15 protein-coding genes are annotated in these 13028 nt (G+C 55.0%); 7 read left to right on the top strand and 8 right to left on the bottom strand.

Features of this window, described 5'->3' with window-relative positions; all coding sequences use genetic code 11:
• Positions 1-7 precede the first annotated feature (7 nt).
• From ldcC to tilS, 3 genes are all read left to right on the top strand, one after another.
• A complete protein-coding gene (ldcC, locus tag HII27_RS19365; protein ID WP_185669210.1) occupies positions 8-2146 on the top strand; it encodes a lysine decarboxylase LdcC in 2139 nt (712 codons plus the stop codon).
• Between the two features lie 62 nt (positions 2147-2208).
• Entirely contained in the window at positions 2209-2598 is a 390-nt protein-coding gene (locus HII27_RS19360) for a VOC family protein (RefSeq protein ID WP_185669209.1), read from the top strand.
• Between the two features lie 63 nt (positions 2599-2661).
• Positions 2662-3978, top strand: a complete 1317-nt coding sequence (tilS, locus tag HII27_RS19355; RefSeq protein WP_185669259.1) for a tRNA lysidine(34) synthetase TilS — start codon at positions 2662-2664, stop codon at positions 3976-3978.
• A gap of 1 nt (position 3979) precedes the next feature.
• On the opposite strand, the gene rof is transcribed toward tilS, so the two are convergent.
• Both rof and HII27_RS19345 read right to left on the bottom strand, forming a co-directional pair.
• Positions 3980-4240, bottom strand: coding sequence for a Rho-binding antiterminator (gene rof / locus HII27_RS19350; RefSeq protein WP_035891978.1), 261 nt, complete (start codon positions 4238-4240; stop codon positions 3980-3982).
• Positions 4227-4427: a YaeP family protein gene (locus HII27_RS19345; protein ID WP_035891979.1), complete on the bottom strand. Its 201-nt coding sequence runs from the start codon at positions 4425-4427 to the stop codon at positions 4227-4229. The genes rof and HII27_RS19345 overlap by 14 nt, the downstream gene beginning before the upstream one ends.
• A 176-nt stretch (positions 4428-4603) precedes the next feature.
• Between HII27_RS19345 and HII27_RS19340 the strand changes: the two genes are divergently transcribed.
• Genes HII27_RS19340 through nlpE form a run of 3 tightly spaced genes read left to right on the top strand, consistent with a single transcriptional unit; the run spans position 4604 to position 6297 of the window.
• The gene (locus HII27_RS19340; RefSeq protein WP_185669208.1) at positions 4604-5149 is read left to right on the top strand and encodes a YaeQ family protein; all 546 of its coding nucleotides are present in this window, start codon (positions 4604-4606) and stop codon (positions 5147-5149) included.
• A complete protein-coding gene (gene arfB, locus HII27_RS19335) occupies positions 5146-5559 on the top strand; it encodes an alternative ribosome rescue aminoacyl-tRNA hydrolase ArfB (RefSeq protein ID WP_185669207.1) in 414 nt (137 codons plus the stop codon). The genes HII27_RS19340 and arfB overlap by 4 nt, the downstream gene beginning before the upstream one ends.
• Before the next feature lie 36 nt (positions 5560-5595).
• Positions 5596-6297, top strand: coding sequence for an envelope stress response activation lipoprotein NlpE (nlpE, locus tag HII27_RS19330; protein WP_185669206.1), 702 nt, complete (start codon positions 5596-5598; stop codon positions 6295-6297).
• 108 nt (positions 6298-6405) lie between these two features.
• On the opposite strand, the gene proS is transcribed toward nlpE, so the two are convergent.
• The 6 genes from proS to metN all read right to left on the bottom strand — a co-directional run bounded on the left by proS (position 6406) and on the right by metN (position 11990).
• Positions 6406-8124 (bottom strand): proline--tRNA ligase, encoded by a 1719-nt coding sequence (proS, locus tag HII27_RS19325; RefSeq protein WP_185669205.1) that lies wholly within the window; start codon positions 8122-8124, stop codon positions 6406-6408.
• A gap of 113 nt (positions 8125-8237) precedes the next feature.
• Positions 8238-8945 carry a tRNA (N6-threonylcarbamoyladenosine(37)-N6)-methyltransferase TrmO gene (gene tsaA, locus HII27_RS19320; RefSeq protein WP_185669204.1) on the bottom strand — a complete coding sequence of 236 codons (708 nt, stop codon included), beginning with the start codon at positions 8943-8945 and terminating at the stop codon, positions 8238-8240.
• Positions 8942-9346: an Rcs stress response system protein RcsF gene (gene rcsF, locus HII27_RS19315; protein WP_185669203.1), complete on the bottom strand. Its 405-nt coding sequence runs from the start codon at positions 9344-9346 to the stop codon at positions 8942-8944. Before rcsF ends, tsaA begins: the two co-directional genes overlap by 4 nt.
• Before the next feature lie 111 nt (positions 9347-9457).
• Positions 9458-10273, bottom strand: coding sequence for a methionine ABC transporter substrate-binding lipoprotein MetQ (gene metQ / locus HII27_RS19310; RefSeq protein WP_035891986.1), 816 nt, complete (start codon positions 10271-10273; stop codon positions 9458-9460).
• 39 nt (positions 10274-10312) lie between these two features.
• Positions 10313-10966 carry a methionine ABC transporter permease MetI gene (locus HII27_RS19305; RefSeq protein WP_185669202.1) on the bottom strand — a complete coding sequence of 218 codons (654 nt, stop codon included), beginning with the start codon at positions 10964-10966 and terminating at the stop codon, positions 10313-10315.
• Positions 10959-11990, bottom strand: coding sequence for a methionine ABC transporter ATP-binding protein MetN (metN, locus tag HII27_RS19300; protein WP_185669201.1), 1032 nt, complete (start codon positions 11988-11990; stop codon positions 10959-10961). The genes HII27_RS19305 and metN overlap by 8 nt, the downstream gene beginning before the upstream one ends.
• 188 nt (positions 11991-12178) lie before the next feature.
• Here metN and gmhB point away from each other — a divergent pair, with 188 nt between their 5' ends.
• Positions 12179-12742 carry a D-glycero-beta-D-manno-heptose 1,7-bisphosphate 7-phosphatase gene (gene gmhB / locus HII27_RS19295; RefSeq protein ID WP_185669200.1) on the top strand — a complete coding sequence of 188 codons (564 nt, stop codon included), beginning with the start codon at positions 12179-12181 and terminating at the stop codon, positions 12740-12742.
• Positions 12743-13028: the final 286 nt, after the last annotated feature.

The raw sequence follows: 13028 nt of genomic DNA, 5'->3' as shown, positions 1-13028 counted from the left end.
GGAACGCATGAATATTATCGCCATTATGGGCCCGCACGGCGTCTACTACAAAGACGAACCGATTAAGGAGCTGGAAGGTGCGCTGCTGGCGCAAGGCTTCAAAATTATCTGGCCACAGAACAGTGCCGACCTGCTGAAGTTTATCGAACACAACCCGCGTATCTGCGGGGTGATTTTTGACTGGGACGAATACAGCGTCGATCTCTGCGGCGAGATTAATCAGCTTAATGAATATCTGCCGCTCTACGCTTTTATCAATAACCACTCGACGATGGACGTTAGTGCGCACGACATGCGCATGGCACTGTGGTTCTTTGAGTATGCGCTGGGTCAGGCCGACGATATCGCCACGCGCATTCGGCAGTACACCGACGAATACCTCGATAACATCACGCCGCCGTTCACCAAAGCGCTGTTTACCTATGTCACGGAAGGTAAATACACTTTCTGCACGCCGGGGCATATGGGGGGGACGGCCTACCAGAAAAGCCCGGTGGGCTGCCTGTTCTATGATTTCTTCGGTGCCAATACCCTGAAGGCTGACGTGTCGATTTCCGTCACCGAACTGGGCTCACTGCTGGATCACACCGGGCCGCACCTTGAAGCCGAAGAGTATATCGCCCGCACCTTTGGCGCCGAGCAGAGCTACATGGTGACCAACGGCACTTCAACCTCGAACAAAATCGTCGGTATGTACGCCGCACCGAGCGGCAGTACGCTGCTGATTGACCGCAACTGCCATAAGTCGCTGGCACATCTGCTGATGATGAACGACGTTGTGCCGCTATGGCTGAAGCCGACGCGCAATGCGCTGGGGATCCTTGGCGGCATTCCGAAGCGCGAGTTTACCCGCGACAGCCTGCAGCAGAAGGTGAACAGCACCGATGGCGCCGAGTGGCCGGTGCACGCGGTGATCACTAACTCCACCTACGACGGCCTGCTGTATAACACCAACTGGATTAAACAGACGCTGGATGTACCGTCGATTCACTTCGACTCGGCCTGGGTGCCCTATACCCATTTCCACCCGATCTATCAGGGCAAAAGCGGCATGAGCGGCGAGCGGGTGCCGGGCAAGGTTTTCTTCGAAACCCAGTCCACGCACAAGATGCTGGCGGCGCTGTCGCAGGCTTCTTTAATCCACATTAAGGGTGACTACGACGAAGACACCTTCAACGAAGCCTTCATGATGCACACCTCCACCTCGCCAAGCTACCCGATCGTTGCCTCGATAGAGACGGCGGCGGCCATGCTGCGCGGTAACCCCGGTAAACGACTGATCAACCGCTCGGTGGAACGCGCGCTGCATTTTCGTAAAGAGGTTCAGCGCCTGCGCGAAGAGTCGGACAGCTGGTTCTTTGATATCTGGCAGCCGGAAGCCATCGACGAAGCAGAATGCTGGCCGGTGTCACCTGGTGAAGAATGGCACGGCTTTAGCGATGCTGACGCCGATCATATGTTCCTCGACCCGGTGAAGGTGACGATCCTGACGCCAGGGATGGATGAACAAGGCAATATGAGCGACGAAGGGATCCCCGCCGCGCTGGTGGCGAAATACCTCGATGAGCACGGCGTAGTGGTGGAAAAAACCGGGCCGTACAACCTGCTGTTCTTATTTAGCATTGGGATCGATAAAACTCGCGCGATGGGGCTGCTGCGTGGGCTCACCGAGTTTAAGCGCGCCTACGATCTTAACCTGCGGGTCAAAAATATGCTGCCGGATCTCTACGCCGAAGATCCGGACTTCTATCGCAATATGCGTATTCAGGATCTGGCGCAGGGGATCCACCGCCTGATTCGCCAGCACGATCTCCCGCGCTTGATGCTGCGTGCCTTTGACGTGCTGCCGGAGATGAAGCTCACGCCGCATCGGGCGTGGCAGAAACAGATCAAAGGCGAGGTGGAAATGGTGGCGCTGGAAGATCTGGTCGGGCGTATTTCGGCCAATATGATCCTGCCGTACCCGCCGGGTGTTCCGCTGCTGATGCCGGGTGAGATGATCACCGAAGAGAGCCGTTCGGTGCTCGATTTCCTGCTGATGCTCTGCTCCGTTGGGCGACATTATCCGGGCTTTGAAACCGATATTCACGGTGCAAAACGCGATGAAAATGGCGTCTACCGTGTGAGAGTCCTAAAAAACCATTGAGGGGTTGCGTGATAACGGCCTGCACGAGTAACGTGCTGATAAACGGTTAACGGAGACAAACAATGCTGGGATTAAAACAGATTCATCACATTGCCATTATTGCGGCCGATTACGCTAAGAGTAAGTCCTTTTACTGCGACATTCTGGGCTTTACGCTGCAAAGCGAAGCCTATCGGGAAGCGCGTGATTCATGGAAAGGCGACCTGGCGCTAAACGGTCAGTATGTGATTGAGCTGTTCTCCTTCCCGTTTCCGCCAGCGCGTCCAAGCCGTCCGGAAGCCTGCGGTCTGCGTCATCTGGCGTTTAGCGTCGATGACATTGATGCGGCGGTGGCGCACCTTGAGGCGCACGGCGTGGCTTGTGAAGAGATCCGTATCGACCCGTTTACCGATAAGCGTTTTACCTTTTTCAATGATCCAGACGGTCTGCCGCTGGAGCTCTACCAGCAGTAAGGCTTGCCACTGAGCGCCCGGCTCGGTAACGTGCCGGGCTATATCTCCCATTACGACACCGCCATGACATCATCTTCGATCGCGCAACGTCTCTCACCGCACCGCCAGTTTCTGGTGGCGTTCAGCGGTGGCCTCGACTCAACGGTGCTGTTGCACCAATTGGTCTGCTGGCGACGGCAGGAGCCAACGGTATCGCTGCGCGCGATCCATATTCACCACGGTATTAGCCAGAACGCCGATAGCTGGGTAAAACACTGTCAGCAGGTCTGCGCGCAATGGCAGGTGCCGCTGCTGGTGGAGCGGGTGAAACTGGCGCAGAGTGGCATTGGCCTGGAAGCGGAAGCCAGAACCGCGCGCTATCAGGCGTTTCGTGAGGTGCTTATGCCGGGCGAAGTGTTGGTCACCGCACAGCATCTGGACGATCAAAGTGAAACCCTGTTGTTAGCGCTTAAACGCGGCAGCGGGCCCGCCGGACTTTCGGCGATGCCAACGCATGCCGCGTTTGGTGACACGCAGTTAATTCGTCCGCTGTTACATGAAACCCGTGCGGCGTTGCTGCACTGGGCGCAGACGCATGCGCTGAGGTGGATTGAAGACGAGAGCAATCAGGACGACGCCTATGACCGCAATTTCCTGCGTCTACGCGTCCTGCCGTTACTCAATGGCCGCTGGCCCCACTTTGCCGAAGCGGCGGCCAGAAGCGCGGCGCTCTGCGGTGAACAGGAACAGTTGCTTGATGAACTGCTGGCGGATGAGCTTGCACGGCTGCGTACGGATGCCGGGACGTTGACCATCGAACCGATGATGGCAATGAGCGCGCCAAAACGGGCGGCGATTTTGCGCCGCTGGCTGGCGTGGCACGGTGCGCCGATGCCTTCGCGTGAGATGCTCGCGCGGGTATGGCAGGAGGTAGCGCTGGCGCGGGAAGACGCGACGCCTTGCCTGCGTCTGGGCAACTTCGAGATTCGCCGCTATCAGCAGCAGCTGTGGTGGGTGAAGGCGCTTGAGGGGCAAACGGAATCGGTGCTGGAATGGGCTGACCGAACAATGCCGCTGGCGCTGCCGGGGGAACTCGGTGAACTGCACTGCATCGCCGGAGGCGATATTCGCCCACCGCAGGCAGATGAACCGGTTTCCGTGCGGTTTAAAGCGCCTGGGATGCTGCATATTGTCGGGCGTCATGGCGGCCGTAAGCTAAAGAAAATCTGGCAGGAACTGGGCGTGCCGCCCTGGCTGCGCGATACCACGCCGTTGTTGTTTTATGGTGAAACGCTTATTGCGGCTGCCGGTGGCTTTGTGACGGTCGACGGGGCGTGTGAAGCAGGTGAGGGCATTGCGCTGAGGTGGGATAAAACGGGCAGCGACGCCGCCCGTGATTGAATCATGATTCGCTAACGACCACGGTCCCGATTTCGGGGTGGCTGAAGCTGGTAATACGGTCGAGGCGCAGTTCGCGCAGTTCACCCGCGCTATCGACGACCAGATATTCCACGTTTTTACGCGATAAAAGATCATGAGCCTTGGCTTGCAGCACTTCGCCGTCTTTCAGCTCCAGTGACAGGACGAGGTGGTGCTGGCAGGCGAGCTCAAGATTGTCATAGTCATCACAATTGATGGGTTGATAAGTATCATTCATCGACATAATCGCTCACCAGTAAGTTTGCCGCCGCATACGCGGCTTTTTCCCTGATTGATTCGGAAATGGCATTATCCGCCGCAACATCGTTCAACACTTTCAGTACACAACCTAGCGCATCCGGGATATACCCCAAATCACCGCTCGCAATCTCTGCGTAGCGTTGACGAATCAACTCACAATAGTTGCCCACGTGCCCTCCTGTCTGCGCTTCAATAAGCCTATGAAGATAATCTCTGTTTAGCAAGGTGACTATATCATACTCATTTAAGCATTATCAGCGGGATGAGTGACGGCGGATGCAATTCAGGACAGCCTTTTGGCCCTGATTTCGCTACAATGACCCCCATTTTTCGCAGGAGTGAAGTCATGGCGCTGAAAGCAACAATTTATAAAGCGGTGGTGAATGTCGCGGATCTCGACCGCAACCAGTTTCTGGACGCGTCGTTAACGCTGGCTCGCCATCCTTCCGAAACCCAGGAGCGCATGATGCTGCGCCTGCTGGCGTGGATTAAGTACGCGAATGAACGTCTGCAGTTTACCCGTGGGCTCTCTTCTGAAGACGAGCCGGAAGTGTGGTTACGTAACGATCACCTTGGCATCGATCTGTGGATTGAACTGGGTCTGCCGGACGATCGTCGGATTAAAAAAGCCTGCAGTTTGTCTCAGGAGGTGGCGTTGTTCACCTACAATAGTCGTGCTGCGGAAATCTGGTGGCAGCAGAACCAGAACAAGATGGCGGGCTTTAAAAACCTGACGATCTGGTACCTCGACGACGAACAGCTGGCGAAGCTGAGTGCCTTTGCCGAGCGTACTATGACGCTACAGGCGACGATTCAGGAAGGCGCGATCTGGCTTTCTGACGCTCAGAATAATCTGGAAATTCATCTGACGCCGTGGCAACTGCCGGCATGATTGTTATCTCCCGGCAGGTGAGTATTCCGGACACGGAGTTGACGATTACCGCCATCCGGGCGCAGGGAGCTGGCGGTCAGCACGTGAATAAGACCTCAACGGCAATTCACCTGCGTTTTGACATCCGGGCCTCCAGCCTGCCAGAGTATTATAAAGAGCGCCTGCTCGAAGCCAGCCACCACTTAATTTCTGCCGATGGTGTGATTATTATTAAGGCGCAGGAGTACCGCAGTCAGGAAATGAACCGTGAAGCGGCGATCGCTCGCCTGGTTTCGGTTATCCAGACGCTGACCGCAGAACAAAAAAGCCGACGACCAACACGCCCAACCCGGGCATCGAAGGAGCGGCGGCTAACGTCGAAAGCGCAAAAGTCTTCAGTAAAAAACTTGCGCGGTAAAGTTCGCTATTAAGCCGGACGTGGATGTAATAAGAATAAGGAATTGAGGGTGAAAAAAGCGATATTGGCCATTGCGGCTACGGGGATGCTGTTTGGGCTTTTCGGATGCAATCATTCGGAAGTGAAGACCCTGAAACCGACTCAGGCGGCAGAGTTGACGCCGATGCAGCAAAGCTGGCGCGGGGTGATCCCTTGCGCTGATTGCGAAGGCATTGAAACCTCGCTGTTCCTCGAGAAGGACGGTACCTGGGTGATGAACGAACGCTACCAGGGCGTGAGCCGCGAGCCGTCATCATTTGGCTCCTACGGTACCTGGGCGCGCACCGCCGATAAGCTGGTGCTGACCGACAGCGAAGGCGAGAAGTCTTACTATCGCGCGAAGGGCGAAAAGCTGGAGATGCTTGACCGCGAAGGTAATCCGATCGAGTCAAAGCTTAACTACACGCTGGAACCGGTGAAAGCTAGCCTGCCAACCACGCCGATGGCGATGCGCGGAATGTACTTCTATATGGCCGATGCGGCCACCTTCACCGACTGCGCTACGGGGCAGCGCGTGGCGGTAGCCAATAACGCGCAGCTGGAACGTGATTACGCCGCCGCACAGGGTAGCGACAGCAAGCCGATTCTGCTGGTGGTCGAAGGGCACTTTACCGTTGAACCGAATCCTGATACCGGTGCGATGGTGAAAACGCTGGCGACCGACAAAGCCGGGACGTTTGCCCCGGGTAAAGACTGTACCAGCGCGAAATAACGGTATTTATAGACCGGGATAAGCACAAATAAAAAGCCTCGCAAATGCGAGGCTTTTTTGTCGCCAGGACGAGGCGGTAACGCCGACGCCGGGAAGGCATCGAGCGGATTAGCCCTTAATGGCTTTCACCAGGTAATCCACGATGTCGCCGGTTTTAATCAGCTGCTTCTCGCCGTTACGACGGTATTTGTATTCGATATCGTCGTTGTCGAGGTTACGGTCGCCCAGCACGATGGTATGAGGAATACCGATCAGCTCCATATCGGCGAACATCACGCCTGGACGCTCTTTACGGTCGTCCATCAGCACTTCGATACCCTGCGCGCGCAGCTCAGCGTACAGCTTCTCAGCCAGCTCCTGAACGCGGTAGGACTTGTGCATGTTCATTGGCAGAATGGCAACCTGGAACGGCGCAATGGCGTCTGGCCATACGATGCCGCGGTCGTCAAAGTTCTGCTCAATAGCAGCGGCAACCACACGAGTCACACCGATACCGTAGCAGCCCATGGTCAGGGTCTGGTTACGGCCGTCTTCGCCCTGTACGGAGGCTTTCATCGCTTCGGAGTACTTGGTACCCAACTGGAAGATGTGGCCCACTTCGATACCACGTTTAATCAGCAGCGTACCTTTACCGTCTGGGCTTGGGTCACCGGCAACCACGTTACGAATATCAGCCACTTCTGGCGTCGCCACGTCGCGATCCCAGTTGATACCGAAGTAGTGTTTACCGTCGATGTTAGCGCCGGCTGCGAAATCGCTCATCACGGCAACGGTACGGTCGATAATGACCGGAATTGGCATGTTGATTGGGCCGAGAGAGCCAGGACCGGCTTTCACCAGTGCACGAATCTCTTCTTCTGTGGCGAAGGTCAGCGGGCTGGCTACCTGTGGCAGTTTTTCCGCTTTCACTTCGTTCAGTTCATGATCGCCGCGAACCAGCAGGGCAACCAGCGGGGACTTACTGCCTTCTACCGCTTTCACCAGCAGGGTTTTCACGGTTTTCTCGATTGGCAGATTGAACTGCTCAACCAGCTCGGCGATGGTTTTCGCGTTTGGCGTATCAACCAGGGTCATTTCCTGGGTAGCCGCTGCGCGAGGCTCTTTCGGTGCCACGGCTTCAGCAAACTCGATGTTTGCCGCGAAGTCGGAAGAGTCAGAGAAGATCACATCGTCTTCGCCGCTCTGCGCCAGCACCTGGAATTCGTGGGAAGCGCTGCCGCCGATAGAACCGGTATCAGCCTGTACTGCACGGAAATCCAGACCCATACGGCTGAAGATCTTGCTGTAGGCCGCATACATCGCGTCGTAGGTTTCCTGCAGGGATTCCTGAGAGGTATGGAAAGAGTAAGCATCTTTCATCAGGAACTCGCGGGAACGCATCACGCCGAAACGTGGACGCACTTCGTCACGGAATTTGGTCTGGATCTGATAGAAGTTCAGCGGCAGCTGTTTGTAAGAGCTCAGCTCGTTACGAATCAGGTCGGTGATAACTTCTTCGTGGGTTGGACCCAGTACGAATGAACGATCGCCACGGTCTGCAATACGCAGAAGTTCCGGGCCGTACTGTTCCCAACGGCCGCTCTCTTCCCACAGTTCAGAAGGCTGAACTACCGGCATTAACACCTCGATCGCACCGGCGTTGTTCATCTCTTCACGCACGATGTTTTCGACTTTTTTCAGGACGCGCACGCCGGTCGGCAGCCAGGTGTATAACCCGGAGGCCAGCTTGCGGATCATCCCGGCGCGCAGCATCAGCTGGTGGCTGATAACCTCGGCGTCGGCAGGTGTCTCCTTCAGAGTGGAGAGCAGGTATTGGCTAGTACGCATGTTGTTACGGTTCCAGTTGAACGATCGAACAGGCTCAAGTCGAGCCTGGCACAAAAACAAAAGTGATTTAGTTTACCAGCGAGAAAGGGATGTCAAAAGAGAGCGCGGAGAAATTACCGGGCTTCCAGGGCAAAGACCTCAAATCCTGACGGTGTTACGCGCCAGCGGACGTTAAAGTCCAGCAGCCAGACGGCGTAGGTTTTTCCCTCTTCCTCGTTCTTACGATAGGCCGGACGCGGGTCCTGGGCCAGCACTTCGGCAATAAAACGACGTAAATGCGGATAGCGTTTTTCCAGACCGATAAGCTGCTGGGCAATCTCATCGCTGAAAGTGACCTCAACATCGGCCTGCGGCGCATCCTGAGCGTAGCTGGCGCGCGCGTCAGGAAGCGACTCGGCGAACGGCAGGTAGGGTTTAATATCGACTACCGGTGTACCGTCCACTAAATCGAGCCCGCCGAGTTCAAGAATCACGTGTTCTTTCTGGCAGCGAACGCCGCGCAGCTCAACCAGCGACATTCCGATAGGGTTCGGACGGAAGGTTGAGCGGGTGGCGAATACACCCATCCGTGCATTTCCGCCGAGGCGAGGCGGTCGTACCGTGGGGCGCCAGCCGCCTTCCATCGTCTGATGGAAAACGAACAGCACCCACAGATGGCTGAACGCTTCCAGGCCGCGTACGGCATCGGCCTGGTTGTAGGGGGGCAGCAGGTGCAGCTCACCGCTGCAGCTTTTGACCAGCCCCGGCTGGCGAGGTACGGCAAACTTCTCTTTATAAGGAGAACGGATAACGCCTATTTGTTCAAAAACGAATGGGCTCATTGTGCGCTGACGTTAAGGGCTGAACCGACGCATACTGCCTGACGGTAGCAGCCAGGCGCACCGCTGGTGACTTCGCAGCTGTGCAGCAGCACCGCATTGGCTTTCATTTTAGAGGCGTTAATCTGCATGCGTTTGCGTGCAGTTGGAATATTCGGTGGTGAATCCTGATTAGTGGCCTGGCATGAATCACCGGAGACTTCGCCCAGATCGCGGAATGGTTTACCGACCAGATCTTCAGCGTTGGTGATAATTCTCACCGGCGTAGCGCGGGGCGCTTTAGGTTTCGCGGTCTCCGTTTTTGCGGGGGTCGCAGTGCTTTGAATAGGTTCAACAGGAGATCTGTTTAGCATGGAACAGCCACCTAACAGGAGCGCTAATAAACAGACCGGTAAAGCACGCATAGTAATTCCTCTATAAAGGGTAGACCAGAGGGGCTATTGAATCAGGTGCTTGCATAAATGACAAGACGGGCATGCGCCCGTCTTGAAAGATACTGCTTAGCGGTAATGCGATTACCAGCCTTTAACAGCGCCGCCGTTAAAGATTTTGTTCGCTGCTTCGTACACTTCGTCAGACTGGTAAGCCTGAACGAATTTCTTCACGTTTTCAGCGTCTTTGTTATCTTCGCGGGTCACGATCAGGTTCACGTACGGAGAGTCTTTACCTTCAACGAAGATACCGTCTTTCGCCGGGGTCAGGTTGATCTGGCTGGCGTAAGTGGTGTTGATAACGGCCAGAGCAATTTGCGCATCGTCCAGGGAACGTGGCAGCTGTGGTGCTTCCAGCTCAACAATCTTCAGGTTTTTCGGGTTCTCAGTGATATCCAGCGCGGTTGGCAGCAGACCCACGTCATCTTTCAGTTTGATCAGGCCCACTTGCTGCAGCAGCAGCAGGGAGCGGCCGAGGTTAGTCGGGTCGTTTGGCACTGCAATCTGGGAGCCCGGCTGCAGTTCATCCAGAGATTTGATTTTCTTGGAGTAGCCTGCAATTGGGTAAACGAAGGTATTACCAACGGAAACCAGTTTGTAGCCACGGTCTTTGATCTGCTGATCCAGGTATGGTTTGTGCTGGAAGGCGTTGGCGTCGATGTCGCCTTTGCTCAGCGCTTCGTTTGGCAGAACGTAATCGTTGAAGGTAACCAGCTCAACGTCCAGGCCATATTTTTCTTTCGCGACTTTCTGCGCAACTTCAGCAACCTGCTGTTCTGCACCGACGATCACGCCGACTTTAATGTGGTTTGGATCTTTCTCGTCCTGGCCGCAACCAACAAGTGCCAGAGAACCAATCAGGGCTCCAACTGCCGCAAAGGTTTTAAAATTGAACGCCATGCTTATATCCTTAAACTTTGAGTTGTGTTGTGTGTAACGCTATTTATGAGTGACTGCCCGAACGATACGATCGCCAGATACTTGAATTAAATAAACCAGAACGACCAGCAATACCAGTACTGTATTCATCACTACAGCATTATATCCAATGTAGCCATACTGATAGCCAATCTGGCCCAGACCGCCGGCACCGACGGCACCGCCCATCGCGGAGTAGCCAACCAGCGTAATCAGCGTGATGGTTGCCGCGTTCACCAGGCCTGGCAGCGCTTCTGGCAGCAGGACTTTACGCACGATCTGCATCGGTGTGGCGCCCATTGCGCGGGAAGCTTCAATCAGCCCGGTCGGGATTTCCAGCAGGGCGTTTTCTACCATACGTGCAATAAACGGTGCCGCACCGACCGTTAGCGGAACGATCGCGGCCTGCAGGCCGATAGAGGTACCGACAATAATGCGGGTAAATGGAATCATCCATACCAGCAGGATAATGAACGGGATGGAACGGAAGATATTCACCAGCGCAGAGAGAATGCGGTAGAGCTTGCCATTCTCAATGATTTGCCCCGGACGCGTGGTATATAAAAGCACGCCGACCGGCAGACCAATCACGAAACCGAAAAAGCCCGACACGAATGTCATCGCCAGCGTTTCCCAGACGCCGCGCGCCAGTAACCACATCATGGCCTCAGACATAACCCAGTACCTCTACTTTTACATGGTGTTGCTGCAGCCAGGCGATGGCTGCTTGCGTATCTTCAGGCGTGCCGTGCATCTCCGTCAGCATAATGCCGAACTTCACGCCGCCCGCGTAATCCATCTGCGCGCTAATAATGTTGTTGTTCACGTTAAAGCGACGTGTGGTTTCCGACAGCAGCGGAGCATCTACCGAATGGCCGGTAAACTCCATGCGCAGCATCGGTACGCTATCGGCAGTCTGCGCTTCTTTCAGACGCGCCTGGTAATCTTCTGGAATATCCAGATGCAGCGTGGACTGAATAAACTGCTGTGCCAGCGGGGTCTTCGGATGAGAGAAGACTTCGCTCACCGTATCCTGCTCAATAAGCTCGCCGTTGCTGATAACCGCTACACAGTCGCAGATGCGCTTTACCACATCCATTTCGTGGGTGATGAGCAGAATCGTCAGGCCCAGGCGACGGTTAATGTCTTTCAGCAGCTCGAGGATGGAGCGAGTGGTTGCCGGATCCAGCGCGCTGGTGGCTTCATCACACAGCAGAACCTTCGGGTTGCTGGCCAGCGCACGGGCAATCGCCACGCGCTGTTTTTGCCCACCGGACAGGTTCGCCGGGTAGCTATCATGCTTGTCGCCCAGACCGACGAGGTCCAGCAGCTCAGTGACGCGACGTTTTACTTCATCTTTAGGCGTGTTATCGAGTTCCAGCGGCAGCGCAACGTTGCCAAACACCGTGCGTGAAGAGAGCAGGTTAAAGTGCTGGAAGATCATGCCAATCTGGCGACGCGCTTTGGTCAGCGCCGCTTCGGACAGTGCGGTAAGTTCCTGGCCGCCAACCTGAACGCTGCCTTCAGTCGGGCGTTCAAGCAGGTTGACGCAGCGAATCAGCGTACTTTTACCTGCACCGGATGCGCCAATGACGCCATAAATTTGTCCCGCAGGCACGTGCAGGCTAACGTTGTTCAGCGCCTGAATGGTGCGGTGGCCCTGCTGGAACACCTTGGTGATATTCGAAAGTTTAATCATTAGATTATTTATTATCGGTTAGGAGTTATCCGTGGCATTTTCTTCTGCCAGAGACGGGCGATGACCGTCAACAAAACGGATGTTAAGGCATCTAGACGGCTAAATCAATCTGATTTATGCGATCGACGCTTTCTTGCCTGTCGAAACATGCGATACTAAGAATACATGCCTTATTCAGGAGCAACACGGTGGCAAAGTCTGTACCCGCTATTTTTCTCGATCGTGATGGCACGATTAATGTCGATCATGGCTACGTTCATGAAATCGATGAATTTGAGTTTATTGATGGCGTTATCGACGCCATGCGCGCATTAAAAGAGATGGGCTATGCGCTGGTGCTGGTCACTAACCAGTCTGGTATTGCTCGCGGGAAGTTTACCGAAGCACAGTTTGAAACGCTGACGGAATGGATGGACTGGTCTCTCGCAGACCGCGGTGTCGATCTCGACGGCATCTACTATTGCCCGCATCACCCGCAGGGAACCGTAGAAGAGTACCGCCAGGTGTGTGATTGCCGTAAACCGCATCCGGGAATGTTCAAATCAGCGCAGGAGTTTCTGCACATTGATATGGCTTCTTCTTATATGGTCGGTGACAAAGTAGAAGACATGCAGGCAGCTACTGCGGCGAACGTGGGTACTAAAGTGCTGGTGCGTACGGGGAAACCTGTCACCGAAGAAGCGGAAAAAGCCGCGGATTGGGTGATTAATAGCCTTGCAGACCTGCCTGCAGCTATCAAGAAGCAGAAATAAGCGGCAAAAAGGCGAAAAGGTGAGCGGTTGAAAGAAAAATGCATTTTTCCTCTTGTCAGCCTGAATTAACTCCCTATAATGCGGCCCCACTGAGACGGAACAACGGCAAACAAGCCGCCGGGTCAGCGAGATTCTCCTGAGAATCTTGACAGAGAAAAGCGAAATTAAACGCTTGACTCTGAAAGAGGAAGGCGTAATATACGCCACCTCGCAACAGTGAGCGAAAGCCGTGTTGCACTGCTCTTTAACAATTTATCAGACAATCTGTGTGGGCACTCGAAGATAC

The organism is Kluyvera sichuanensis (genome assembly GCF_014218705.1).
In the GTDB taxonomy this organism is placed as follows: domain Bacteria; phylum Pseudomonadota; class Gammaproteobacteria; order Enterobacterales; family Enterobacteriaceae; genus Kluyvera; species Kluyvera sichuanensis.
The sequence above is the reverse complement of the archived record's forward strand: the minus strand, read 5'-3'. Positions and strand labels throughout refer to the sequence as shown.